Annotated in this window: 26 protein-coding genes; 14 read left to right on the top strand and 12 right to left on the bottom strand. The window is 45.6% G+C overall.

Features of this window, described 5'->3' with window-relative positions:
• The first annotated feature begins 2 nt into the window (after window positions 1-2).
• Window positions 3-770, top strand: coding sequence for a hypothetical protein (locus tag G3570_RS00975; protein WP_165138272.1), 768 nt, complete (start codon window positions 3-5; stop codon window positions 768-770).
• A gap of 60 nt (window positions 771-830) precedes the next feature.
• On the opposite strand, the gene G3570_RS00970 is transcribed toward G3570_RS00975, so the two are convergent.
• From G3570_RS00970 to G3570_RS00955, 4 genes are all read right to left on the bottom strand, one after another.
• Window positions 831-1,400 carry a hypothetical protein gene (locus G3570_RS00970; RefSeq protein ID WP_165138270.1) on the bottom strand — a complete coding sequence of 190 codons (570 nt, stop codon included), beginning with the start codon at window positions 1,398-1,400 and terminating at the stop codon, window positions 831-833.
• A 169-nt stretch (window positions 1,401-1,569) separates the two neighbouring features.
• Entirely contained in the window at window positions 1,570-4,119 is a 2,550-nt protein-coding gene (gene topA / locus G3570_RS00965) for a type I DNA topoisomerase (protein WP_165138268.1), read from the bottom strand.
• A 9-nt stretch (window positions 4,120-4,128) separates the two neighbouring features.
• Window positions 4,129-4,632 carry a peroxiredoxin gene (locus G3570_RS00960; protein ID WP_249066552.1) on the bottom strand — a complete coding sequence of 168 codons (504 nt, stop codon included), beginning with the start codon at window positions 4,630-4,632 and terminating at the stop codon, window positions 4,129-4,131.
• A 191-nt stretch (window positions 4,633-4,823) separates the two neighbouring features.
• Window positions 4,824-5,396, bottom strand: a complete 573-nt coding sequence (locus G3570_RS00955; RefSeq protein WP_165138266.1) for an NUDIX hydrolase — start codon at window positions 5,394-5,396, stop codon at window positions 4,824-4,826.
• Window positions 5,397-5,410: 14 nt separating this feature from the next.
• Here G3570_RS00955 and G3570_RS00950 point away from each other — a divergent pair, with 14 nt between their 5' ends.
• The 3 genes from G3570_RS00950 (at window position 5,411) to G3570_RS00940 (ending at window position 7,677) form a co-directional block, all read left to right on the top strand.
• Complete coding sequence (locus G3570_RS00950; protein WP_165138264.1) at window positions 5,411-6,598, top strand: phosphorylase family protein; 1,188 nt, start codon at window positions 5,411-5,413, stop codon at window positions 6,596-6,598.
• A gap of 228 nt (window positions 6,599-6,826) precedes the next feature.
• On the top strand, window positions 6,827-7,468 hold the full coding sequence (locus G3570_RS00945) for a DUF2975 domain-containing protein (protein ID WP_165138262.1): 642 nt from the start codon (window positions 6,827-6,829) through the stop codon (window positions 7,466-7,468).
• A 2-nt stretch (window positions 7,469-7,470) separates the two neighbouring features.
• A complete protein-coding gene (locus G3570_RS00940; protein WP_165138260.1) occupies window positions 7,471-7,677 on the top strand; it encodes a helix-turn-helix domain-containing protein in 207 nt (68 codons plus the stop codon).
• Between the two features lie 97 nt (window positions 7,678-7,774).
• Here G3570_RS00940 and G3570_RS00935 read toward each other — a convergent pair whose 3' ends face one another.
• Window positions 7,775-10,045, bottom strand: a complete 2,271-nt coding sequence (locus G3570_RS00935; protein ID WP_165138258.1) for a carbohydrate binding family 9 domain-containing protein — start codon at window positions 10,043-10,045, stop codon at window positions 7,775-7,777.
• Between the two features lie 318 nt (window positions 10,046-10,363).
• Here G3570_RS00935 and radC point away from each other — a divergent pair, with 318 nt between their 5' ends.
• The 4 genes from radC (at window position 10,364) to argS (ending at window position 13,665) form a co-directional block, all read left to right on the top strand.
• The gene (gene radC / locus G3570_RS00930; RefSeq protein WP_165138256.1) at window positions 10,364-11,086 is read left to right on the top strand and encodes a RadC family protein; all 723 of its coding nucleotides are present in this window, start codon (window positions 10,364-10,366) and stop codon (window positions 11,084-11,086) included.
• 75 nt (window positions 11,087-11,161) lie between these two features.
• The gene (locus tag G3570_RS00925) at window positions 11,162-11,563 is read left to right on the top strand and encodes a GxxExxY protein (protein WP_165138254.1); all 402 of its coding nucleotides are present in this window, start codon (window positions 11,162-11,164) and stop codon (window positions 11,561-11,563) included.
• Between the two features lie 37 nt (window positions 11,564-11,600).
• Window positions 11,601-11,960, top strand: coding sequence for a four helix bundle protein (locus tag G3570_RS00920; protein ID WP_165138252.1), 360 nt, complete (start codon window positions 11,601-11,603; stop codon window positions 11,958-11,960).
• 70 nt (window positions 11,961-12,030) lie between these two features.
• A complete protein-coding gene (argS, locus tag G3570_RS00915) occupies window positions 12,031-13,665 on the top strand; it encodes an arginine--tRNA ligase (protein WP_165138250.1) in 1,635 nt (544 codons plus the stop codon).
• Window positions 13,666-13,797: 132 nt separating this feature from the next.
• Here the strand turns inward: argS and G3570_RS00910 are convergent, their stop codons facing one another.
• The 3 genes from G3570_RS00910 to dnaN form a co-directional block, all read right to left on the bottom strand.
• Window positions 13,798-14,604, bottom strand: a complete 807-nt coding sequence (locus tag G3570_RS00910; protein ID WP_165138248.1) for a class I SAM-dependent methyltransferase — start codon at window positions 14,602-14,604, stop codon at window positions 13,798-13,800.
• 134 nt (window positions 14,605-14,738) lie between these two features.
• Window positions 14,739-15,527: an SAM hydrolase/SAM-dependent halogenase family protein gene (locus tag G3570_RS00905; protein ID WP_165138246.1), complete on the bottom strand. Its 789-nt coding sequence runs from the start codon at window positions 15,525-15,527 to the stop codon at window positions 14,739-14,741.
• Window positions 15,520-16,635, bottom strand: coding sequence for a DNA polymerase III subunit beta (dnaN, locus tag G3570_RS00900; RefSeq protein ID WP_165138244.1), 1,116 nt, complete (start codon window positions 16,633-16,635; stop codon window positions 15,520-15,522). The genes G3570_RS00905 and dnaN overlap by 8 nt, the downstream gene beginning before the upstream one ends.
• A 337-nt stretch (window positions 16,636-16,972) precedes the next feature.
• Between dnaN and miaA the strand changes: the two genes are divergently transcribed.
• The 6 genes from miaA to G3570_RS00870 all read left to right on the top strand — a co-directional run bounded on the left by miaA (window position 16,973) and on the right by G3570_RS00870 (window position 20,502).
• Window positions 16,973-17,902 carry a tRNA (adenosine(37)-N6)-dimethylallyltransferase MiaA gene (gene miaA, locus G3570_RS00895; protein WP_165139465.1) on the top strand — a complete coding sequence of 310 codons (930 nt, stop codon included), beginning with the start codon at window positions 16,973-16,975 and terminating at the stop codon, window positions 17,900-17,902.
• A 129-nt stretch (window positions 17,903-18,031) separates the two neighbouring features.
• Window positions 18,032-18,286, top strand: coding sequence for a phosphoribosylformylglycinamidine synthase subunit PurS (gene purS, locus G3570_RS00890; RefSeq protein WP_165138242.1), 255 nt, complete (start codon window positions 18,032-18,034; stop codon window positions 18,284-18,286).
• 5 nt (window positions 18,287-18,291) lie between these two features.
• Window positions 18,292-18,630: an ATP-dependent Clp protease adaptor ClpS gene (locus G3570_RS00885; RefSeq protein WP_249066547.1), complete on the top strand. Its 339-nt coding sequence runs from the start codon at window positions 18,292-18,294 to the stop codon at window positions 18,628-18,630.
• 3 nt (window positions 18,631-18,633) lie between these two features.
• Window positions 18,634-19,335 carry a phosphoribosylformylglycinamidine synthase subunit PurQ gene (gene purQ, locus G3570_RS00880; RefSeq protein WP_165138240.1) on the top strand — a complete coding sequence of 234 codons (702 nt, stop codon included), beginning with the start codon at window positions 18,634-18,636 and terminating at the stop codon, window positions 19,333-19,335.
• A 15-nt stretch (window positions 19,336-19,350) separates the two neighbouring features.
• A complete protein-coding gene (gene lptB / locus G3570_RS00875; protein WP_165138238.1) occupies window positions 19,351-20,109 on the top strand; it encodes an LPS export ABC transporter ATP-binding protein in 759 nt (252 codons plus the stop codon).
• Window positions 20,110-20,172: 63 nt separating this feature from the next.
• A complete protein-coding gene (locus tag G3570_RS00870; RefSeq protein ID WP_165138236.1) occupies window positions 20,173-20,502 on the top strand; it encodes a rhodanese-like domain-containing protein in 330 nt (109 codons plus the stop codon).
• 144 nt (window positions 20,503-20,646) lie between these two features.
• Here G3570_RS00870 and rho read toward each other — a convergent pair whose 3' ends face one another.
• From rho to G3570_RS00850, 4 genes are all read right to left on the bottom strand, one after another.
• Window positions 20,647-21,849, bottom strand: coding sequence for a transcription termination factor Rho (gene rho, locus G3570_RS00865; protein ID WP_165138234.1), 1,203 nt, complete (start codon window positions 21,847-21,849; stop codon window positions 20,647-20,649).
• 183 nt (window positions 21,850-22,032) lie between these two features.
• On the bottom strand, window positions 22,033-23,355 hold the full coding sequence (locus G3570_RS00860) for a tetratricopeptide repeat protein (RefSeq protein ID WP_165138232.1): 1,323 nt from the start codon (window positions 23,353-23,355) through the stop codon (window positions 22,033-22,035).
• Window positions 23,356-23,410: 55 nt separating this feature from the next.
• Window positions 23,411-24,733, bottom strand: a complete 1,323-nt coding sequence (locus G3570_RS00855; RefSeq protein ID WP_165138230.1) for a type IX secretion system membrane protein PorP/SprF — start codon at window positions 24,731-24,733, stop codon at window positions 23,411-23,413.
• 2 nt (window positions 24,734-24,735) lie between these two features.
• On the bottom strand, window positions 24,736-25,950 hold the full coding sequence (locus G3570_RS00850) for a hypothetical protein (RefSeq protein ID WP_165138228.1): 1,215 nt from the start codon (window positions 25,948-25,950) through the stop codon (window positions 24,736-24,738).
• Between the last annotated feature and the right edge of the window lies 1 nt (window position 25,951).

The raw sequence follows: 25,951 nt of genomic DNA, 5'->3' as shown, positions 1-25,951 counted from the left end.
TTATGTCGACAATCAAGAAAGTAGCTATATCGCTGCTGACCGGACTGATGTTTATTGTAATCGGTTGCAGTCTGAATACCGAACAAAAGCCCCGACTCTCGCTTTTTGTTGGGGTGGATATCAGCGGCTCTTTTATCAACAGCGGTTATTTTGATGAATCTCTGAATTTTCTGGCACATTATATCTATGCCCATTTAGAGAGTATCGATGACCTGGAAGAGCCCAATGTACTCTTTGTGAGCTCCATAGGCGGTGCCCAGCCAGACGAGCCCAAGACCTTCTACCCGATTCAGACCTTTGAGAATAAATCAGTAGAAGAGATTGAAGAGCGGCTGCATGAGATCTTTCCGGATACGGTTCAAAATCCGATCACCGATTTCAACGCCTTCTTCGAGCAGGTCGCATTGACATTACGGAACAAGAACCTGGTGCTAAGACCGGTCTCAGTAGTGATGGTCAGCGACGGTGTCCCTGATATTAAGAAAGACGGAGAGACAGATTTCAGAAGCCTGGATCTGAGTCCGCTGGAACAGCTCTCTCGGAATATCACCATACGTGTGCTCTATACCGATCCTGTTACCGGACGAAACTGGCAGACCAAGGTCCCACGCCGACGCGTGAAGATTTGGACCCAGGATGCTGAAGTGATGACCACCTGGAATGACTCTACAATCTACCTGCATGACAAACCGATTTTGGAGCAGGCACGGTGGACCGAGTGGGTGAAGGATAATGTCGATTTCGGGGTCCGTGCTCGACGCGTAGATTGATAAACAATCACTTTACCACTTAGTTACACTGAGTAAAGCTTAGTGTAGCTTTGTGGTTAGTTAGAATAGGCTCGCCTGTTCGCTGTCTTTTTTCTTGGCCCGTTCGATGGTAGGCGTAGAGGTCTCTGACTGGTTGACCCGCAACATGTCCGGACTGAATTTCTTGTCGTATATCCTTCGGGCAATACCCTGCAATGCCTTCTCACCGCGGGGCGTGATCATCAGACGGTCCTGATCATCAACCGATAGAAATCCAAACTCTTTGAGATCATTGACAATCATATAGGCCAGCTTAGGCACAGCTCCGCACTGCTGCTCCACAAAGTCTCGCTTAGGCGGTTCATCGCCGGATGAGAGGGCCATGCCCATTACATTCATCTCCACTTCAGTAAGCGGATATCCTTCACAGCTTTTGCTAAGCAGCTGGTCCCAAGATTGCTGGCTGTAATACTGCCCGAACCACCACTTTCCTTCTTTGATCAGCTTCTTGGATAGAGCACAGGCAAAGTACTCTCCGGGACGAGCTTTTTTAGGAATGCCCCGCTCGCGGTACATGGAAACCAGGGTGGCAAGATCGAGCTCGTGCAGGTTTGGGGGATAGCTAAAATGTATCTCAGATTTCTTTTCCATGACTATTCAAATTAAACAAACTTACCGGCAATTGTCATGTTAGAATTTTTGGGGCTAACTAGGTATAGGGTATAAGGTATAAGGAAGTATACGGACTTACTTTATATCCGGAGCAGAGCTCCCTCAGAACTTGCCTCTTAGCTTTTCACTTCTTGCTTCTTGCTCCTACCTACTTCGCTTTTTCTGTGATCAGCTTGATGGCGTCTTCCATCGTCACCGCTTCCGGATCCACATCATCAGATAAACTGTAATTCTTTTTACCGTGCTTGATATAAGGTCCATATCTGCCATCCATCACGCGAACTTTCTTGCCGTCTTCGGGATGCTCTCCTAGTTCCTTAATGGCTGCACTCTTCCGGTTCGATTTTTTCTTTTTCTCAGAAAGCAGTTCAACAGCCCGGTCCAGTTCAATATCCAATACGTTATCACTGCGTTTCAGTGAGGCGAAGGTACCGTCATGCACTACAAACGGGCCATATCGCCCTACCCCGGCTTTAATCTCCTTACCGGTGTCCGGATGATTGCCAAGGCTTCTTGGGAGTTCGAGTAATTTCAATGCCAATTCCAGATCCACATCTTCCGGCGACATTCCTTTCAACAGGGAAGCGCGCTTGGGCTTCTTGTTATCCTCAGTGACTTCGCCGACCTGCACATAGGGGCCGTACCGGCCATTCAATACAAAGATAGGCTCTCCGCTTTCGGGATGATCGCCGATCGACTTGGGACCCTCTTCTTCCGTTTTGATAAGTTCTTCCAGCTTCTCGGCCGTAAGGTCACTTGGTTTCCAGCTAACCGGTATGGATGTCGTAAGTTCTTCACCGTTCACCTGCTTTTTGATGTAGGGTCCGAATCGACCGACAAATACCTGGATATCATCCAGATCCTGCAAAGGAAGGTGCAAATGTTTGGCCTCCTGGGGATCGATCTTCTCTTCCTGTTTTTCCACTTTGGCTTTGAGACCTTCCTCGCCATTGAAATAGGAACTGAGATAGGTCTCAATATCGAGTTCACCTTGCGCTATTTTATCCAGCTTGTTTTCCATATCGGAGGTGAAGTCACTGTCAACCAGATCCTCCAGGTTCTTTTCCAAGAGTTCAGTCACTGCAAATGCAGTGAAGGTAGGAATCAATGTTTTACCATCCGCTTCTACGTATCCGCGATCCTGGATAGTGCTAATAATCGTGGCGTAAGTACTCGGACGTCCGATACCCTGTTTTTCCAGTTCCTTAACCAGACTGGCCTCAGTAAACCGGGCCGGTGGCTTGGTTTCGTGGGATATCGGCTCCACACCATCCTCAATGACCTCTTCACCTTCTGACATACCTGGCAAGTAGTTCTCCTGGTTTTCGAGAGCTGCTTCCGGATCGTCACTTCCTTCCACATAGGCGCGGAAAAAACCGGGAAAAATAATCTCTTTGCCGCTGGTTCTGAATTCTGCAGTTTTTCCGTTGGCTTTAGCTTCGATGGTGACGTTAGTAAATTCAAGCTCGGCTTGCGCCATCTGTGTAGCTATGGTTCGCTTCCAGATCATATCATAAAGTCGGAACTGAGCACCGCTTAAGCCGGCGTCCTCCGGTTTCCGGAAAGAACTTCCGGCCGGACGAATCGCTTCGTGTGCTTCCTGGGCACCTTTGGATCCCCCTCCATAATTACGCACCCGGTCAAATAAATATTCCTTCCCGTATTCCTTTTCAACGGCCGTGCGAGCAGCGTTGATAGCCTGTCCCGACAGTCGCGCCGAGTCGGTACGCATGTAGGTAATATACCCGTTCTCATATAGTTTCTGAGCCACGCCCATGGTCTGCTTCGCCGAGAAACCCAGCTTGCGGTTGGCTTCCTGCTGAAGAGTAGAAGTTATGAAGGCAGGAGACGGATTTCGTTTCTGCCTGTTTTTCTCAACATTCGAAACTTTCCACTCAGCTTGGTCCAGATCATCACGAAGCTGTGAGGCCTTCTTATCATCCAGCAGTACTACTGATTTCGGCTTCTTCAACTTACCGGTATTTTCATCAAAGTCTTTGCCGGAAGCCAGACGCTTGCCATCCAGGTGGGTCAGATCTGCTTCGAAGATGTACTCATCATCCTGCTTGTGAAGCTTGGCTTTCAAGTCCCAATACCGCGCCGACCGAAACTTCATGCGCTCTCGCTCGCGGTCTACGAGAAAACGAACTGCCACTGACTGCACCCGTCCGGCAGAAAGCTTGGGAGCAATCTTCTTCCAGAGTAGGGGCGATACCGTGTACCCGGCCAGCCTATCGATAATACGGCGTGCTTCCTGGGCATTGACCAGGTTCATGTCAATGTCTCTGAAATTCTCAAGAGCCTGCTCGATGGCTTCCTTGGTGATCTCACGAAAGACCATGCGCTTCACCGGAACATCCGGTTTCAGCAATTCAGTCAGGTGCCAGGATATGGCTTCCCCTTCGCGGTCTTCATCAGTCGCCAGTATGAGTTCATCCGACTGCTTCAGCAGCTTTTTAAGATTTTTGACTACTTTCTTCTTGCTTGCAGGAATCACGTAGAGCGGTTCGAAACCCTTATCCACGTTAACGCCGAGATTCGACCAGTCTTCCTTCTTATACTTCGAAGGAATCTCCTTGGCTGAGGCCGGTAAATCCCTAATATGTCCCATAGAAGAATCTATGACATAATCTTTGGGAAGATACTTTTTAAGGGTTTTCGTTTTTGTGGGTGACTCTACAATTACAAGTGATTTCATCTAAGGTGTTTACAAATTCTCGATCAGCTCTTTTAACTCATGAGCGTGATCTTTGGTATTAACTTTTTCAATAATGCCTAAAACCGTTCCGTCGGTATCAATTACATAAGCCGACCGTGAAGGGGCTTCATAGGTGTTGCCGTACATCTTCTTCTCAACAATGGAATCGGTCGCTTTGGCAAACTTATAATCCCGATCGGAAGCCAGCACATAGTTGATATCCAGCTTCTCGGCATAATTCTTATGGGATCCACAGGTATCCTTGCTTACTGCCACAAGGTTATATCCTTTTTTATCAAACCAATCGGCATGTTCTGACAAGCTTTTGTTCTGTTTGTCACAGCCGGAGGTGTTGTTGCGCTTGTACACCGACACGATAGTCGGCCGATCCAGCAACTCGCTGAAGTTCACAGTTTTTTCTTCACCGTTTTTAACGACGTCCAACTCAAAATCCGTATCAATTTTTTTTCCTGTTTCAATCATGGCTCTTTTTTTCTGACCTATTATCTGCATTATTGTTTCGTTCTGACTTGAAAGTAACCGTAAAAGAGCGGCAAATCGTTCTCAAATCGAAAGTTTACAGTCTCGTATGATAAAGTTCTCTCATTAGTACTGCAATTTTTTTATAGAACACAGATCTAACGGATATAGCAGATTATCACAGATTAGGATTATTAAGTTATTTCAAATCCGTTCAATCTGCGTTATCCGTGTTCTATAAGGAGGTAACGGGCAACGGCGGCGAGGACGATGGCGTGGTGCACCGTACCGTTTTTCACCAGTTCCAGAAAATCATCCACGGGCATAGTGTGAACGTTGATTCGTTCGTGCGTATCGGGATTTTCCGCTCCTTCAAAAATACAGTTCTTCGCCAGATACATATGCGTAAAATTAGTCATAATGGCCGGGTTAGAACTCACTTTCCCAAGGCTGCTCCATGTATCCGAGCGATACCCCGTCTCCTCCAGCATCTCACGCTTCGCTCCCTGCAGCGGCTCCTCCCCCTCATCCACCATTCCTCCGGGAATTTCAAGGGTCGGTTCTTCAATGCCGTAGCGATACTGTTCCACCAAGATGATCTCATCATCTTCGGTAATGGCAATGATATTGATCCACTCAGGCGCATCCAGCACATAGAAGTCGCCGCGGTCGGTCTCATCCACTGCCTGCAACTTCATGCTTCTTTTTAAAAGATTAAAAATTGGTGTTTTATATTCCTTATTTTCTGTGACAATCGACCAAGGCTCGATGCGATAATTGAAATTAGATTCACTCATAAGTATTGGTTTGTATGGATAAGCGATTTGAATTTCATAAAGATGATATTGATTCCCAAGCCGCATTGGAAAATAATATTGAGCAGGCTTGTGACCTTATGGAGTCTATTTACAACGAAGGGGAGTATCCCAAGGTATTGGTCAAGCGCTCATGGTCGAAGCACAATCCCATCATCACCGGAGAAATAGCAAAGCCCACCGCCTACCGCTGGTACCTGCTCCGTGAGCTTAGAAAACTGGCTGAGAAAGGAGCTGAGATTAAAATCCTCCCCTCCCGCGAGCGATTGGCGATGAATGACCCTCAGCTGCTGGACAATACCGATGAGGACGACTGGGATATCACCCAGAAGAAGCTTTTTCTGTTTAGTCCGGAGCGCATTGACATATCACTGAATCGCCTGGAACACTATACCGGAACCAAGCCCGAGGATTTCCAGCGGTACATCCTGTTTACCAACTACGATATGCACGTTGAGGTATTCAAGGAGCGCTATCCCGACTGCGTACAGCCGGCCAGGGAAGGCGTGCAGATGCCGGCTTTTCATCACAAGCTGTCGGAAAATAAGGGCGTCACACTTATCAATATTGGCGTCGGACCTTCAAATGCAAAGACCATAACCGATCATGTGGCCGTTCTCAGGCCCGATGCTATGGTGATGGTTGGTCATTGCGGCGGTCTGCGTAACCACCAGGAGATCGGTGATTTTGTGCTTGCTACCGGATTTATGCGCGACGACGGGGTACTCGACAATATCCTGCCGCTGAATATTCCTATCACACCCAACTATCTCTTGAATGTGTATCTGAAGGAGACCCTTGACAAGTACAGGAGAAGTCACCGAATGGGTACCATCTACACTACCGGCAACCGTAACTGGGAGTTTATCAAACGAAGAACTGTTGAGAAGATCCATATGAGCCGGAGTGTGGCTATAGATATGGAGTCGGCGACCGTGGCTACCAACGGGTACCGCTACCGTATCCCCAATGCCACCCTGCTCTGTGTGAGCGATAAGCCTTTACACGGAAAGCCCAAACTGAGTGACGAGGCACAGGACTTCTATGAGGACTCAAAGCAAATGCACCTCGAAATCGTCATTGAAGCACTGGATATGTGCAAGGATAACTATCCCGAAGGCCTGCCCAATGCCAGTATCCGTGCGATGAACGAACCGTTGATGGGCGGCCCAGACGAAGAATAGAACAAGGCTTAATGGAACACAGATGACGCGGTTTTAGCAGATTTACGCGGTTTTTGTATGTGTTCTTCCTATCCTAGAAAACAGCCTTATCTGTGTCATCGGCGTTCTATAGCTTTCTTGTATTTGCCTTATTACGGCAAATATTTGTTGTTTATCAATAAATTTTTGTTGCTTTTCAATAATTTATTCAGTTATTTGCTCGAAACATTCAAATAAAGTGAGGCTGAAATGAGTAAATCGAATAGTAATAAGTGGAGCACATCTGGAATTTTAATCTACCTTGTTCAATTTGCAAGGGTTATTACTCTTTTTTGGTTACTTATGTATCCTGTTGTTTTATTGCTTCAAATTCTTGACCTGACAGCTATTTCAATTTTCAAGTTAGATATGACTGTTCACCTTCAGGGCCTGAATAGTTATTATGAATTTTATGAACAACAATATCCTCTGATGCACAACCAAGTAGTCACGCTGGAATTTACCCCGCTTGGTTACCCAATGGAAAACAAATGGTTGTATTATCTAGCTTATATAATGCAGATTGGTTTATATGCAGCAATATTTTATGGTCTCACGCTTATTAAAAATATCTTGAGTAGTTTAAAACAAAATAATCCCTGGGATGAAGAAAATAGTTCTCGGTTAAGGATAATCAGTTATCTGTTACTAATTGCTTTTCCCTATATGTATTCAATAGACTGGTTAGCCTACTTGATTGCCCAGGAACTGAGCTTACCTACAAAAATTCATTTAGTACCACCTTTTTTCCCTGAATGGAGTTTGCTAATCGCCGGGTTTATAGTTCTACTGGTAGCCCATCTTTTTAAACAAGGAACTAGAATCTACGAAGAACAAAAACTTACTATCTAGCAATGGCCATCAAAATAAATCTGGATCTGATGCTGGTGAAGCGCGATATGTCGCTGACGGAATTGTCGGAGGAGGTTGGAGTAACAATTTCAAACTTGTCCATACTTAAAACCGGAAAGGCCAAGGCCATTCGATTTTCTACGCTGGAAGCAATCTGCAAAGCCCTCGACTGCCAACCCGGAGATATACTTGAGTATGAAATAGATTAATAGGACACAGATGACACGGATATAGCTGGTATTTGCTGATAGGAAAAATAAATTTAAATCTGTGCAAATCTGTCTATTCCGCGGCATCCGTGTTCCATTAACTCCGAATGAGGTATTGAAACTTGACAAAGAATTGGCGATCGGTCTGTTTGAAACCCCGGTATCCGTTGATCCCCTGCTGATCGTAATAATTCAGGTAATCCGTCATCCCTATATAGAATTTCGTAAACGGATTTGCCTTGTAATAAAGGAGCGGATAAATCTGCAGCTGCTCACCGAATGAATCATACTGCACAATGAGTCGCGTGAAGAGGTTTTTTGAAAAATTGTAATTTCCGTTGAATCGGTAGATATCCCCGCTGAAATAATTTTCGCTGCCATCAACCGAAGAAAGCGTTGAGTAGTTGTAACTGAAATCCATTTCTAGCCGAGGCGTTGGCTTAATGGTTGCGTTGCCAGATATGTTGTAGCCTTCTCCCAGGGTCGGATTATCCCTCCGGTTTACATATTTGCCAAAATCGATATGTCCGCTAAGAGATAAAGCATTTAACGGGTCAGTGCTAACATCCACCATAACCCGGTTCATGCCCGTAAAAAATTCACCTCGAAAACGCTCGTCATTTACCGGCAGAAAGCTGAGCGACAGATTGGTTTGTCCGCCCAAATTATTACTGAGTCGGGTAAATATGTACCGCTCCTGAAACTGTCCTCCAAAATCATATCGCCAGGTACCACTTACACTGAATGTGCCACGGGAAAGAAAAGTAGTATTCGGATAATAACTGATGCTTTGAGAGGCTTCATACTGGCGGCGATCGGTCTGGTTGATGAAGCCTGTTTGAGTTTGAAAAGTGGGGGAATAGGACTTGTACTCGAAAGAAAAATCGTAATACTTGGCTTCCCGATAAAAAGCAGCACTCACCAAAGATCCTCCGTACTGCTCCCCGTTGAAAGCAGCATCATATGAACCGCGACCGAAGGTTCGCTGTGAATCAAAAATTCCGGTATCATCCAGTTCGCGAGTCGCGGTATAGGCCAATTGCCCGCTGAAATAGTAGTTATCCCTAAGCAACAGATTCCAGTCAATGCTCCCCGTGTAGTTGGAGCCCGAATCTTGATTCCGTGTGGTAATCAGACCACCAATAAAGGATTCCGACCCGAAATTGTATTTTCCCCTCAGAATATTGTTATAGGCATCTACCTCGGAACGGATGAATGAGCTGCGGTACCGTCCCGGTACTATGAATGGAGCGTTCCGGTCATAAGCTGAAAGAAATGCAATAGTGTAATTGCCGGTCTGCCTGGTAAATTTACCGGCAGCAAGGGGACGATTGATGGTACGGGAGTAAAATAGATTTTCCTCGGTACTAAACAACTCGGCCTCTTTTAAGAAGAACGGACGCTTTTCAGGGAAAAAGAGTGCAAAGGTCTCATTGGCACTGATCTGCGCCGCGTCGGTTTCCACCTGGCTAAAATCTGGATTGAAAACGGCATTGAGCGAGGTCATGGATGTAGGTGCGTAGAACACGCTACCTCCGATACGTCCGTCTAAGGGACCGTGATCCAGCCCCGATTGTGGATCTGAGGCATCACGAATGGTGCTCTCCTGGAAACTCATGGCATAAGGCAGCAACTCTACTGTTCTGCTGTTTTTCACCCCTTTTATGCCGGTCATGACTCCGTTCTGGCAAATCAAACAGGGATTACTCAATTCCACATCCGTCCATGCAAACTGGTATCGAATGTTCCTCGGATAATTTCGAAGGAACTGGATAGACCAATTATGTATATCCTGCTGTGGAAAATTCAGACTTTTGAAGGGTATTTTCATAACCGTGCGGTATCCCGAATCTGTTACTTGGCCATCGGAATACCAAAGGAGATCAAAATTCATATCCTCATTGTTACCCGATCTCATTCCATCCATTTGTATGCCCAGGGGATTCACAAACAATTCGTATGCCTGCTGGTTGTTGTTAAATGGATCAATAAAAACACCCACAAAATCATCCTGAAACCCGTTATCCCTATCAGAAATATTGGCTCTTATGGCTTCCGGATCTGGATCGTCACAAATGAAGCCGATATAGAGGTTATCCTTGCTATACAAAACCTTTACTTCAGTCTGCACTTTTGCTGGTGCTTCATCATTGGGTTCAATCTGATGCGTTATGTATACCGAAGACGCCTGTTGCCATGCCGGATTCTCAAGATCAGCGCTAATCTTGAAATCTTTCTGAATAAATTTTGCTTCAACTTGAGCAGGATTGGCGCCCTGATTACCGGTTTGAGCATGAGACACTTGAGGGGAATAATTAAATAGCAACAATACCGAAAAGATGAGCTTGCTAACGGTATCAAGTTTCATGGTGTAGGTTGTAAGTCTGCAGCAGTTAAAAATTTCTTCTTATTCCTTTACGAAAGTCTGTGTAATTGTTTCGTAAAAATCCGAGGCCCAATATTTATAAAAAGTAGATCCTTATGGTTTAAATATTGTTAAAAAGAGCGTTGCAAAATGGAACCCGTAATACACTGATCATACAGATTTTCGCAAGCATAAAAGTAAGTATGTTAAATCGGATAAACATCATCACCCAAGCAATCTGTATTCCATAAAATTTTTTGTAAGGATTCGGCTTCATAAAGGTCATACTAGAACAGCCAATCAATCCAGAGAGGAACTACCATGTCTGACCCGGAACAAGAGACCTTTGAAGCCCACGACTATCTGAAAAGAACCGTTAAAGAGATGAGTCCCGACCAGCAGCCGCGAGAGAAGCTTATGAACTATGGTGGGGAAAGCCTCTCCGACGCCGAGCTGCTGGCCATACTGTTGCGAACCGGGAGTCCGGAGATGAATGTCATTCAAACCTCGCAGGCTATGCTGGATCATTTTGGCGGACTTCGAAATCTAGCCCGCAGAAACTGGCAGGAACTGAAAATCGTACCCGGTATTGCAAAAGTAAAAGCTTTAACCCTGGAAGCCGTCTTTGAACTGTCCCGGCGGATTCAGGTTGCCGGTTTAGGGGAACGGATTCAGATTACCTGTCCGGAAGATGCCGTAGCCTATTTCGGACCCAAACTACGTGATCTCACCAAGGAGGTGTTTATAGTGGCTTTCCTGAATAATGCCAAAGTGGTGACGGGCTTCAAGAAGATTAGTTTCGGTGGCTCTACCTCCACCATTGTGGATCCGGCTGAGGTCATAAAGCAAGCCGTAATGAATGAAGCCTATAGTGTGTTGCTCCTGCACAATCACCCCAGCGGTCAGACTGCAGCATCCAAAGCCGATATTCAGCTTACTAAGCGACTGGTTGATGCCGGAAAGTTACTGGGCATCCCGGTAGATGACCATCTGATTATTGCCGGTGACGGGTATACCAGTTTCAAGGAGAAGGCGCTTATGTGATGGAACAGTGATAATAGAACACGGAAGACACGGATTTAACGAATAAACACAGATTAAAAATAAGAGAGAAATACTATGTTACACAGTGAAACAACCGGATTGGTTATAAAGTCATTTTATAATGTTTACAATAAACTGGGTTATGGTTTTTTGGAAAAGGTTTATGAAAAAGCCTTGATGATAGAACTTCAAAAGAAGGGCCTTTCTTGTGTTTCACAATATCCCATTCAGGTCAACTATAGAGGTGTTGTGGTAGGTGACTATTTTGCGGATATCTTTGTCGCAAATTCTATCATCGTGGAACTGAAGGCATCGGAACAGATAAACCTGGAGCATGAGTTACAGCTTATCAATTATCTGCGGGCTACAAATGCTGAAATCGGACTCCTACTGAATTTTGGACGAAAACCCGAGTTCAGACGTAAGATCTTTACAAATAACTATAAATCACCGTCAATATCTGCAAGTCGAAATTAGGAATTAAAAATTAAGAATTAGGAATTGGAGTATAGGTATGAAGGAAAACAATGTTCTGCTTACTAAAACGTACTCTTATGCTTTAAAAATAATTGAGTTATATCTGCATTTGGTTAAAGTTGAAAAGGAATACATTCTTTCGAAACAACTTTTGAAAAGTGGGACTTCGATTGGAGCAAATGCAGAGGAAGCAATAGGTGCCCAGTCCAGAAAGGATTTTAAATCAAAACTTTCAATTGCTTATAAAGAAGCAAGAGAATCCTATTACTGGTTACGCTTGTTGAAAGATTCGGGAGTCGTGAATGAATCACAAGTAAAAGCATTACTAATTGATTGTCACGTAATTATGAAGATTTTAGGATCAATAGTAAAGACTCTAAAATATCATGATTCTTAATTCCTAATTCTTAATTCCTAATTCTCCTCCTTATATTCAGGCAAAATATTAATCCCAGTTAGCATTTTTAATGAAAGAATATTTACAGTCAATCATCAGCAAGTCTGTAGAACAGTTTGATCTTGCCGATGGAGATGTGCCCGAAATTCAAATTGAGAAACCCAACCAGCCTGACCATGGCGATGCGGCCTGTAACGTTGCGATGATGCTGGCGCGTCCCTTGAAGAACAATCCGCGCAAAATTGCTGAACAGATTGTAGAGGCTCTTGACTATGACTCCAATCGCATTAGCTCGGTTGAGATTGCCGGTCCCGGGTTTATCAACTTCCGCTTTGCTGAAAACTACTTGTATGACGAGCTGGAAACGATTCTGGAGCAAAGCAGCTCGTTTGGTAAGTCGGAAACCCAAGAGGGAAAACGGGTACTGCTTGAGTTTGTAAGTGCCAATCCCACCGGTCCCCTGACCGTAGGTCACGGTCGTAACGCCGTGCTTGGCGACACCGTAGCCCGTCTGCTGGAATGGACCGGGGCCGAGGTTGATCGCGAGTACTATTTTAATAATGCCGGACGTCAGATGAGAGTACTTGGGGAGAGCGTCAAGGCCCGGTACCTTCAGGCTTTAGACAAAGAGACCGAATTTCCGGAGGGAGGTTACGAAGGGGAGTACATTAAAGATATTGCCAAAGAGCTGGTAGAAGAACATGGGGATGGTCTGGTGGACACTGAAGACGTTACTCCTTTTAAAGAAAAAGCGGAAAGTCTGATTTTTGAGGAAATCCAGCAGACCCTTCTTCGTATGAATATCAAGATGGATTCCTTTTTTAATGAGCATGACCTCTATGAAGACGGGTCAATCGAGGAGACTGTAGAGGCCTTCCGTAAAAAGGACCTGGCCTATGATAAAGACGGGGCGACCTGGTTTAAGACCACCGAATTCGGCAAGGATAAAGATACAGTACTTATCAAAAGCAGCGGCGAACCCACTTACCGCCTGCCCGATATTGCCTATCACGCCAATAAGCTCGACCGGGGTTACGACTTGTGCATAGATATCTTCGGCGCCGACCATATCGATACCTACCCGGATGTGCTTTCTGGCATTGAAGCACTGGGCTACGACACCTCCAAGGTAGATGTGGTGGTGTACCAATTTGTGACTATTGTCAAAGATGGCAAACCATTTAAAATGAGTACCCGTAAAGCCAACTTTGTTACCCTGGACGATCTCATGGATGAGGTTGGCTCGGATGTCACCCGTTTCTTCTTTCTCATGCGTTCGCCAAATACCCACCTGGAGTTTGACATTGCTCAGGCTAAAGAGGCCGGTGAAAAAAATCCTGTGTTCTACCTACAGTATGCCCATGCCCGAATTCACAGCATCCTACGAAAAGTGGAAGAGCAGTACAGCTTTAATAATGAGCCCACACTTGATCTACTCAGCCACGACAGTGAGATCACGCTGATTAAAAGTATGATCCGCTTCCCTGAAATGATTCAGAGTGCCGCCGAAAGCCGGGAACCACATCGTCTGATCAATTACCTGGATGATCTGGCTTCTCATTTCACCTCCTTTTATCACGATTGTCGAATTCTTGGTGAGGAAGAAAAGCTCGTACAAGCTCGTGCAGCCTTAGCCAGAGCCGTTGCCCAGGTACTGGCTAACGGACTGGGTATCTTAGGCATCTCCGCTCCGGAGCAAATGTAAATGAAAAGTAACCCTTTTTGGCTGTACCACAGAGGGACACAAAGGGGCACAGAGTTTGTAAAGGTTTAGGACACTTCCCAAGTGTCCTAAACCTAGTAACCTCAAGATTAAAAACTCACGACTGAAGACTAATTAAGCCGGTATTAGTTTGGTGAAGCAGACGATGCCTTTAGTGAACTGTTCGGCTACGGTGAAGCCGGCGCGTTCGAAGAGCTGATTGCTCTCTTCGAGGGTCCAGAAAGTGATGCCGCCCAGTCCTGCAGAATCCTGAAGTAAACGGGCATACCAGGCATCAGCTTTGATGAGATGCATCATAAAGAAGACTCCCTCCTTTTTAACCACACGTCGCGCCTCATACATCACCTTAATCGGATCCGTGAGCTCGTTGAGCGTGCCACCCATCATCAGTCCGTCGAAGGTAGCCCCATAAAAAGGCAGCTTCCTGGCATCGGCCCTTAACAGATAGAGATCGGTTTCATCGGCCTGGGCTTTTAGACGTGCCTCTTCCAGCATCTGTTTGGAGAAGTCGAGCGCAATGACCGTGCAATCCGGTTGAGCCTTTTTTATCAGCCTGGCATACAAGGCGGTAGAGCAACCGATATCCAGGTAATGGTGATCGGGCTGTGGATTCAGCCACTCTATGAGCAGCTCCTGTTCTTTCTGAATAGGAAAGTCTTCACCGGTGAGTATAGAAAGCGAGCGCTTACGCCAGATGTCTTCATAGATGGCTGCCGTAATTTTCCAATGGTTGGAGCTCTGCGCCCATGTCATTGATAAGGGATCCTCGCCGAGGAAATCAATAATGTTATTTTTAATGACATACTCATCTCCCTTATTCGAACAAACAGTGCCGTTAAAAGGCTTATCCATCTGTGTGACTTCTTTTGGAATGGAAATGGAAGCCTGCTCGTATTCTGGGGATCGAAATTCTAGGGACATATTCGAAATGTTCTATTTTAATCTAAGCCGAAGATTTTACTTCGGTAGAATGCTGAATCACTGTGTTAATTACCAACATAAGCGCTTTGTAAAGATAATACGCATCTCAGGGTAAGGTGTTACAGTAAACGCGTTTATTTCTGGAGAACCAGCGAAATCTGGGCACCCTTTTGCACACCCAGCATTTCCCGTGCATCACCCTTATTGATACCTATTTCAAGCATTCCAGAACTGCCAATAAAAGCGGCAGGCTCCCCTTCCAGCACTGATCCAAAAGTGTTTACTATCTCATCCAATATGGTATTGCCAACATAGATTTTCACACTTTTATCACCGATGACCTCCTTGATAAGTGATGCCGACAAGTTCGTTATCAGGTTGCCGAATTTATCGATATGTATAACCCACCCCTGCAGACCGTCCTTATCGGCGATGGGTTCGGCCCATCGGTAGGTTACCAACTCCTCTACCGGTTCCCCGAGTTGTTCGAGGTCCACACCGGAGCTCAGATGCGCAGCCACCGGCGCAAAGATGTCACGCCCGTGAAAGGTGTTCGATGCCTCCTGACCCCAATACTTCTGTTTCGTAAGGCGAACGGCCTTATAATCTTTCTGCTCGGTAAGAATGGAAAAGATGCCGTTATCCGGTCCGACGAAATACTGATCATCAATTTGAAGGGCGATGGCATCACGATCGGTTCCTACTCCCGGATCGACCACTACTACGTGGACCGTGTTCGGGGGGAAGAGCATGGCTGAATTTTTGAGAACCCATGAACCGGCCATGATATCCTGCGAGGGAATTTCATGGGATATATCAACAAAGCGGGCATCCGGGGCTATACCCAGCATGACCGCTTTCATGGCACTTACGTAATAATCCTGCAGACCGAAATCGGTCGTAAGGGTTATAATTTTAGGCATAGGTGTTGAGCATCACCGGCATAACCAGCATCAACATTTGCTCGTCTTCTTCCTCTTCTGATGGCTTTACAATACCGGCACGATTCGGAGTAGAGAATTCAAAAAAGACTTCGTCACCGTCTACATTTCCCAGTACGTCGGCCAGGTATTTTGCGTTAAACCCAATTTCCATCTCTTCGTCGCCATATTCACAGGCAATCGTCTCTTTGGCCTCGCTGCTCATATCGATATCCTCAGCGCGGATTGTCAGCTTATCGGGATGCATCTGCAGGCGAATCTGACGTGTAGTGGAACTTGAAAAGATAGCGACCCTTTTCACTGTAGCCAGCATCTGCTCCTTGTTGATAACCAGATTTTTGTCGTTATCCCGGGGTATAACTGACTCGTAATTTGGGTATTGCTCGTTAATCAGGCGGGTGATAACAATGGTGTTGCCGCTCTTAAACCGAGCATGATCGTCGGTTACCGTCATATCACATTCCTCGGAATGCAGGGCCTTTTGAACCAGGTTCAGTGCTTTTTCAGGTACAATAAAACTGATCTCTTCATCAAGGGTCAGGTCAGACTTTATGTATTTCACCAGGCGGTGGCCGTCAGTAGCTACAAACTTGCTCTCCTCGGGACCGATATCAAAATAGACGCCCATCATGGCCGGACGCAGATCATCGTTGGAAACCGCGAAGAGGGTTTTATCGATGGCTTTCAGCATAATATCCTTAGTCGTACTCAGGGTAGTACCCTCATCCAGGTTGGGCACTTCCGGGAATTCATCGGGATCATCACCGACCAGCTTGTAAGTTCCCTTATCAGTACGGAACTTGATATTGAACTTATCATCCACTTCAAAAGCTACGGGGATATCCGGCAGCTGGCGAAGGGTTTCGATCAACCGTCGGGCGGGAATAGCAACTGCTCCATCTTCCTCAATATCGGCATCCATATACTCAATGATGGAGATCTCCAGGTCGGTTGCAGTCAGACGGATCTTACCGTCTTCACTTTTAAACAAAATGGTCTCCAGGATTGGAAGGGTTGCCTTATTGGGTACGGCACCTGAAACGGCGGAGAGTGCTTTTACAAGTTCACTGCTCGAAACATTAAATCTCATATTCTTAAATTTTATGCTGAATTTTCAATACGTATCTTCGGCGAAAAGCGCTTTTCAAAAGAGACCGTATACTAATAAATCCTCGCTCTCTTAGCAACTGAAGATAAGGACATAATTTATTGCCAGAAGCGCTCTTATCAGTCTCTAAGAATCAAAACTATGGTCTGAAGCTTCGCATCTGTTTGGCTATATTTGGTGAGTAGTTTTTGCTTGAAATGAAAGCAGAAATTCAACACTAATTTAATACTAACGCAATTCGTAATCCGTAGTACGATTTAGATAGCGTGTTACGTATTTCGTAATAGGTATTGCTTAATAATCAACTCAACATTTGCCCGTGCGTATTCTCCTGATAGGTCCGACAGCCGTCGGTAAAACATCCGTTTCGCTCGATCTTGCTGAACAACTGGATGCAGAAATTATATCTGCAGACTCCCGACAGTGCTACAAATATATGAATATCGGGACCGCTACCCCTTCGCAGGAAGAACTGAATAGGATACCGCACTACAATATCTCAATTATCGATCCTTCAGTGAAAGACAGCGCCGCCGACTACTACGACCGGGCAATGAACTGGGAACAGGAGATCAAAGCTAAAGGGAAACACATTCTCTATTCCGGTGGAAGTACCCTGCACCAGCAATGCATCATCAAGCCTTTTGACGATATCCCGGACGCCAATGAAAAACATATAGCAGAACTGGAGCAGCGTATAGACGAAGAAGGACTTGAGTCGTTGTTCGCACAGCTACAGGAGGTGGACCCCGAATATGCCGCAGGGATGGACGGGATGAATCCCCAGCGCATCGTTCGTGCTCTGGATGTGTGGATGCAAACAGGCAAGCCGTTTAGCTCTTTTCACAGCGATGACGATCATTTTGAATTGCCGCCTGACACCTATGTTTTCGGGTTGCGACGTGACCGGGAAAATCTCTACCGGCGCATTAATCAACGTGTGGATCTTATGTTTGAAAAGGGATTTCTCAATGAAGTACGCTCAATACTCGATATGGGATACTCATTAGAGGATCCCGGCTTGAATACCGTCGGCTACAAAGAAGCCATTGCTCATCTGCAGGGCAAACTTAACCGAAAGAGTATGATCACTGATATGAAGACCCAGACCCGCAGATATGCCAAACGCCAGATCACCTGGTTCAAGCGTTGGAACTTCGTGCAGTGGATCAACCTCGACGAAACGAATAATGCAGGAGCTGTAGAAAAAGTACTTCAACATTTAGCAGCTAAGTCAAATAAAGATTAACTTTGACCTCTGAAAATATTTGATGTCCTGTTACATCATTATGTTTTCAGGCTCGGCTAAAACCTACTGATAGAGCCGGCAGAAGCGTAACAGGCAAATGATGATTACCGATATTAACTAAACCTTTTTATGTACAAAGCAACCGTAAACGTAACATTACGCAAATCCATTTTGGATCCACAAGGTAAAGCCGCCCACCATGCCCTTCAGAATCTGGGTATGAAAGAGATTGACAGCGTTCGGATCGGCAAACTAATTGAAATGGATATTGATGCCGAAAATAAAGAACGTGCTCATGAGATAGCCGAAAATGCCTGTGCACAGCTTCTGGCCAATGAGGTTATGGAAGACTATAACGTCACGATTCACGAAAATTCAGAATAACGTCTATGCTTGATTCGTTTACAGCTGTGTTTGGAAATGATTCCGGCATGCAGGAAGAAGCTACACCTGATATTGATGTTGAAACACTGCAGCAAGAGGAAGAGGATGAGGAGCAGGAGACCCCATGGCGGGTAATTCTCTTTGACGACGACATCCACACTTTCGATGAGGTTATCAATCAGCTTATCAAAGCGCTGGGCTGTACAGAAGCCCACGCCGAAAAGCTTACCTTGAAGGTACATAATGAAGGCAAAGCGAGAGTTTTTGAAGGCAGTTTTGAAGAGTGCTTTCAGGTAAACGGGACGTTAAAAGAAATTCAACTTATCACCGAAATAAAAGGATAAAACGTGTCAGCAACATTTGGAGTAATTGTATTTCCCGGTTCAAACTGCGACCATGATGCCTATCATGCACTCGCTCATGTGATGAATGCAAAAGCAAAATTCCTCTGGCATAAGGATACCGATTTATCGGGTATTGATTTCCTGTTGATTCCGGGTGGATTTTCTTACGGCGACTACCTTCGCTCAGGCGCCATTGCCCGCTTTTCACCGGTGATGCAGGAAGTTACACAGTTTGCGCTGAGCGGCGGGCCCGTACTGGGCATCTGCAATGGATTTCAGATTCTTCTGGAAGCCGGTCTATTGCCCGGTGCCATGCTACACAATGAAAACCTTCGCTTCATCTGCAAACAGGTTCATTTGCGCTGCGAATCTACCGATACCATGTTTACCCGTTCCCTGGAATCCGGTCAAGTGATTCAGGTTCCTGTTGCCCATGGTGAAGGCAATTACTTTACTGATGAAGATACCCTCAAGAAGCTCCGGGATAACGACCAGATTATCTTCCGCTATAGCGATGCTAAAGGCAAGGTAAGCGAAGAAGCCAACATCAATGGCTCCATCGACAATATCGCCGGCATCTGCAATAAAGAGCGCAATGTCATGGGTATGATGCCTCACCCGGAACGTGCCGTGGAGAAACAACTGGGATCAGATGACGGCAAGCTGATATTTGAATCCATTCTCAACGAACTGGCCGTTGCCTGACAAAAGAACTTTCCTATGAGCGAACAGGAGACAGAGTCCACCAAGAAGCTGTATAGCAAAGGTCTTACCAAAAGCTATCGCAAGCGTACGGTTGTTTCGGATGTTTCTATCGACGTGAAGCAGGGTGAAATTGTCGGACTCCTGGGTCCGAACGGAGCTGGCAAGACTACCTCTTTTTATATGTTTGTAGGTTTGGTTCAGCCGGATGACGGTCACATCTTCATGGATGACAAAAAGCTCACCAACATGCCCATGTACAAGCGGGCGCGTCTCGGCGTTGGATATCTCTCACAGGAAGCCAGTGTTTTCCGAAACCTAACCGTAAGGGAGAACCTGGAGTCTATTCTACAGTTTTTCGATTTCAGCAAAAAAGAGATCAATCAGCGCGTGGATGAGCTCATTGAAGAGTTCGGACTCGAACGTGTGGTTGACAACAAAGGATACAGCTTATCAGGCGGGGAGCGCCGTAGAACCGAAATTGCCCGGGCACTGGTGACGGATCCAAAATTCATACTGCTCGATGAACCCTTTGCAGGCGTTGATCCTATAGCAGTTGAAGACATTCAGGAAATCGTTGCACAGCTGAGGCATCGCAATATCGGGATATTCATCACCGACCATAACGTACACGAAACACTTGCCATCACTGATCGCGCTTACCTGATGTTTGAAGGGAAAATTCTGATGGAAGGATCAGCTGATAAGCTGGCTGAGGATGAGGAGGCCCGCAGATTGTACCTTGGCAACCAGTTTAAACTTGATCGATACAGCTAACATATAGAACACCGCTATAACGGATTTTACTGATTATCGCTGAATAAAAAGTAACCAGAAACTATGCAGGAAATTACGGTACAGGAACTAAAAGATAAGATCGACAATAGTGAGGATGTCTTTGTATTGGATGTCCGCGAACCTTTTGAACAGTATCAGTCGAAACTGGATTATGAGAAATCAAAACTGATACCTGTGGGAGAGCTGAGCAGCCGAATAGAAGAGATTGAGTCTCACAAAAATTCCGAGATCGTCTGCTTGTGCCGCAGCGGCGGGAGAAGCGCGAGGGCTTGCCAAATGTTGAAGAGAGAAGGCTTTGAGAACGTTAAAAATCTCAAGGGCGGCATCAACGACTGGGCACGCCAGATTGATAATAGCCTACCGGTGTACTAGGGACTGAGGGACTGATTTATTGAGGGTGATAGTTGTTGATTTATTGAATTGTTGAATTATTGAGTAAACTTTCTGAACATTTTTCCATTTCTGCCTATGACGCACTCACTCAATAAATCAGTAAATCAATCCCTCAACAATTACTTAAACCATTGCTGCGATTTGGTTGAGTAGCTCTTCGTTGCTTTCGGTGTTTTTGAGCACTTTGAGCAGGCTGGTCATGGACTCTTTGGGTGACTTCTTGAGCAGGTAACGCCGTACCATATTCCGCTCTTCCAGAGAATCTTCAATAAACTTCTCTTCATTCCGGGTACCCGATGAACCTATGTTTATGGCAGGGAATATACGATCGTTGGCAAGCTCTCTGTCGAGTACCAGCTCCATATTACCGGTACCTTTGAACTCTTCGAATATGAGATCATCCATCCTGGAATTGGTCTCAATCAGGCATGTGGCTATAATGGTAAGTGAACCTCCTCCTTCAATCTTACGAGCGGATCCGAAAATCTTCTTGGGTATCTCCAGGGCTCGGATATCCAGACCGCCGGAGAGGGTACGTCCGCTGTTTGACTGGGCCGCATTGTAGGCTCTGCCCAGACGGGTCAACGAGTCGATCAGAAGTACGGCGTCCTCTCCCATCTCGGCCTTACGCTTTACGTAGCCCAGTGCCATCTCGGTAACACGCAGGTGGCTGGTGGTAGGCTTGTCGTTGGAAGATGCAAATACCTCAGCCTTGGTTGTTCGCAGGAAGTCGGTGACCTCTTCAGGACGCTCATCAACCAACAACACGCTGGTGTGAATATCAGGATAGTGCTCGCAGACCGATTCGGCCATTTTTTTCAAGAGAACAGTCTTACCGGTACGGGGAGGAGCTACAATCAGTGCCCGTTGGCCTTTTCCTATAGGTGCCACGAGGTCGATTACTCTCATCTCATAATCTTCCGCATTATGGCCCAGCTTGATCTGCTCGTTGGGCATGATGGGAGTCTGAAGCTCAAAACGGGTGGCTTTTTGCCAGTGGATGGGATCTTTATCGTTAATTTTCTCTACGGAGTGTATATGACGATGCCCGTTCTCGTCTTCCTCGTATTCTCCTTCAATAACCAGTCCCGGACGCAGGTCATGATGCTTCACCTCATCCGGTTTTAGAAATGGATCGCGCGGCTCATAACTGAACTCGTGATCAATTTTTCGGGCAAAGCCGTAGTTTTTCTCATTGATTTCGGTAACACCACGGTATCGTCCCGCCACACGAACATTTTGATTTTCGTGAAAACGTGGTACAAATACGTTTTTGTTACTTTTGTTCTTCCTGTTTTTATTCTTCTTGTTTCTTGAACGTCCCATTACATCCTGATTTTTCTATGCTACTATTCATGCGCAGGTATCAAGTAATTCCCGCTGCATAAAGATAGGTTAACGTACTAGTTGATTATATAAGCGAAGGAGGTGAAAAATGTAGCGCGGTTAGTATACCGCGCTACTATAAAACTATAAGAGAAGATAAAAATGTTTAGCGAAATATAAAATTTATCGTACCGTGGTAGACTCTCCTACCCAGCTGTAGCAGCTGTTCAGTGAGCCGTCAACTGCGATACTATCTCCTTTTTCCCATCCCTTAAAAAATTTATCTTCGGTCGTTGGAATTACCGGCTGATAGGACTGATACTGACGCTGAACGGTGTTGGAGACCTGTGAATCCACACGTCGAGCTTTGTCCAGATAATCGAGAACCAGCCAGTAAACTACCCTGTCTTCCCGAGTCATCTTGCGGCCGCTGGTGCACTGGTTTACAGTCTGAGCATAGATGCCGGCAATCTGTATATAGGGTCGTCCCCAGTCAGAATCCAGGTTTGAAGCCTGCCGTGCATATCTTCTCGCTTCCTGCAGCTGTCCGCTGTTCAAATAGGTTTCAGACAATTTCAGCGCAGTACGTGCTTTCTCCTCATCATTGGGTGCTTTCTGCAAGCCTTCCTTCAGATATTTTACTGCGTTACTTGTATTTGCATTATTAATGGCAAATTCAGCAAGTGCGGTGGTGTTTTCGTAGCTGGGATCAAGCTCATACAGCTTTTCATTCAGCTCCTGTGCCTTGTCCAACATATCCTGCTGTTCGTACATATCGCGCAGTTCGGATATAATCTCTACATCCTCAGGGTTTTGCTCCATTTGTCCCTCAAGGAATGTAATGCGTTCTTCCGGTGAGTCGAACAACTGGTTTCGTTGTGAGTCGAAGAAATTGCTCAGTTTGTCCCCGGCATATGGAGCGGCTTTATCAATATACTCAAGAGCCTGGTCTTTCATTCCTTCTGAAGACATCTGCTGAATCATAACCTGTACATAGTATCCTTCAGCAAGCTTTGTGAATTCTTCAGGATTCTGGTCAAAGGCCTTCTTATACTCTGCGGCAGCCTTTCCCATGGCGTTATCGATAAAGTTGGAGTTTTCCTGGTAAAAGCGTCCCCTGTCCAGATGCCAGCTGAATTCATCGTATTGGCTGGATTCCAACTCATTGAATACCTTCTCAAATATCATATCTGTGGTATCCAGATACGCAGATTTTAGCGAAGGATCTTCTTTTTCATTTGCCAGCTCGGAATAAGAGGTAACCAGTCGGTTTAAATTCTTTTCCAGTTCAAATCTAGAGTACCCTTCAATAGTCTGAGGCATACCTTCCCAGATCCATCTTCCATAACGGATGGCACTTTCGTAGTTTTCATTTTTGTAATTCTCATAAAAGATGGAATAGGCTGCCGCTTCGGGCAAGCCGTCAGGAGGCGCAACTTCAGATTGGGCCTGTAATGTTGAACTACCTAGAAATAGTATAACAGTTAAAACTAGTAGCTTTTTCATAACTCCAAGATTTAAATATGGTTCGTAGTTAAAACTAAATTTGAGGAGATTTATTTTACTGCAATTTGGGACGGAAGAACATTAGTTCTGCTAAATTAACTGAAAGCCGCAATCCCCAAATATTTTCTTGTATTAAATTCTGGCTTTCTGTGCCCCTGAAACCGTATTCGAAACTCAAATCGACCGATGAACGCGAACGGGGTGACAGTATCCCTAAACCTATAGAGAACATTAATGTTTCAATATTTTCCCCTTCCAGCTTTATATGTCCGGTGTCGTAAGACGCACCTAAACGGTACTTAAACTTCGATAAGAACCGATTTGAACCTATAATGTAAGGAAAATATCGAACTCCCATACCTATTTTATAACGGTCAGTTAATAATTGCTCACCATCAACATTGAAATCGTTAGAATATTGTGACCATTTCTCGTAAATCGCCTCAGTAGAGAAGGAGAGCAGGCGACTTGCCTCGTAGGTCAAACCGGCATTTACAGACAACGGAAGCTTGATTGTTCCGTCACCAAGGCTGGGACCGTCCTTAATCTCAATAGTCTGAACTTGTCCGCTGGCCAGTCTTTTATTCGATGTTTCGACTTTTTCTGCATCCAGGTTTACCGGTAAGCTGACAGCTGCCCCAAAGCTCATGCGATCGTTACTCTTCAATATTTTGGATGCATTCAGCAACACACCGAAGCGATTGCCAAAACCTATACCGCTGGTCTGCCTGGTATATGCTACCGTAGAGAATGCAGGATCGTCAAATCGTGTAGAAAAATCATTATCAATAGAAGCAAATACCAGTGAAGGGGCATATCCTACAGAGAGATTATTGTTAATTCTCCAACCGAATCCGACTTCCAGCATGCTTATCCCGCCATCACTGTTATTCACACCGATATAGTTGAGGGTATCAACTCCTGTTCCATCGTTACTGATTCGTGTTCCGGTTTCAGAAACCTGGTAAGCAGATCGAGTAAGCGGTGCCAGTGATGCGGAAACACCCAGTTTGTTTCGCTTCAATGGCAGCTGTACCTGAAAATAATCCGCAGAGAACGTAGAGTTTGAAGTGCTACCCTGGTTACTGCTTGCGCTGAAATTTTGCAGACTGAGGCCGCCCGTTGCGAGTCCGAAGCCGGTACTTCCCCACTGGGCCGGATTTGCGAGACCCGGTACAAATGGTTCGATAAATGAAACACCGTTCAGACCCATTCCATCGGCTGCAGAACTTCCGAAGTCTATCGGGAATCCAACGCCTACTTTAGAATAAAGTGAACCAGTGCGTACCTGGCCATCTCCTGTTTGCTGTGCGTAGGCTGCACTAGAAAATGAAAGTACAACCGCAGTAACTAGTATGGTGTATAAAAATCTGTTCAACACTAATTGTCTTTAGTATTTATATAAGTAACAATAATTTTCGGTCTCTTATCTTCGGGTCCATCTTCATTATAGAGCAGACTAGATCCCAGAATACCGTTATTAGACTGCAAGGTCAGATAAAAAGAGCGCTCATCATCAGTTCCGTCAAGCAGTACGCCGTTGGTAAAACCGGTAATGTCGAATCGGTATGATCCGTCAGTCTCATTATAGAATGCCCGGGATAACGCAGATGCCGTCGATAGTGATGCAGGTATGTCCTCCGGGCGGCTGAAGTAGAGCCCGGCAGAGTTTACAGCCGGTCTGCGCGCCGATCCGGAAATAGAACTTTGCAGAGCTTGGTTATTTTGATAGAACACCAGCTCCACCCGTGAAATGTTAACGGTTCCCAGATCCTCCCGGCTCAAATCCAGATCAAACTTAAGCACTTCTTCAAAGGTACTTATTGCTTTGGACGAGCCCGTCGGTGCATCAGTGGCATTTGACCGATCGAGCGTGTAGGCCCACTGTGAAGGTGTAATACTGCTACTGGTGTCCGAACCGTTTTCTATTGTCACAAATCGAATTCGGGACGGATTAAAGGGAATTATTTTTGATTCATTTCTTGGAACCAGAGCAAGGCCATGGAAATCATACAAATAGAGCGAATCACGGTTGGCACCTATCGTATTATAATAGGCCCGATATCGCTGAACCCATTCAGAGGCCAGGGGAACATCCACGGAATCAGTGGCTTCATCTACTGAAAATGATCCAACCAGGTTCTGTGAGAGATCAATATCATCATAGAGCTCAACAGCCCTTCCGCGCCAGATCTGATCAATTTCAACTAGATCAAAATCAGCCGTTGAGAGCGTGTCGCCATAAAGAGAGTTATCATCCAGTATTAGCCGGAGATTCATTTGCAAATCACTCCTCAGGGTATCTGAGGTCAGCCCCGGCAGTGATGGCTTGATATAAGATTGGGCATTTAGATTTCCGAAAAGCGGGTCGTTAAACTGCCCGGCGGAGAAAAAATTAAGCCTTCCCGAATAGGTTGTGTATGATTCGGTCTCAACACCGGTCACAGCAAAAGCCGTATCCTTAAGCTCTGTCCCGGGATCTGTAAAAGATCCGCCGACAGAACCGGGGCTTTCGCAAGCTGACAGTATAAGACCGGAGACTGAAACTAAAAAGAAAAGGCAAAAGGCAGCTGCATTATTTCGTGCAACACTCATT

The organism is Halalkalibaculum roseum, from assembly GCF_011059145.1.
Lineage (GTDB): Bacteria > Bacteroidota > Rhodothermia > Balneolales > Balneolaceae > Halalkalibaculum > Halalkalibaculum roseum.
This window is presented reverse-complemented; position numbering and strand designations above follow the sequence as displayed.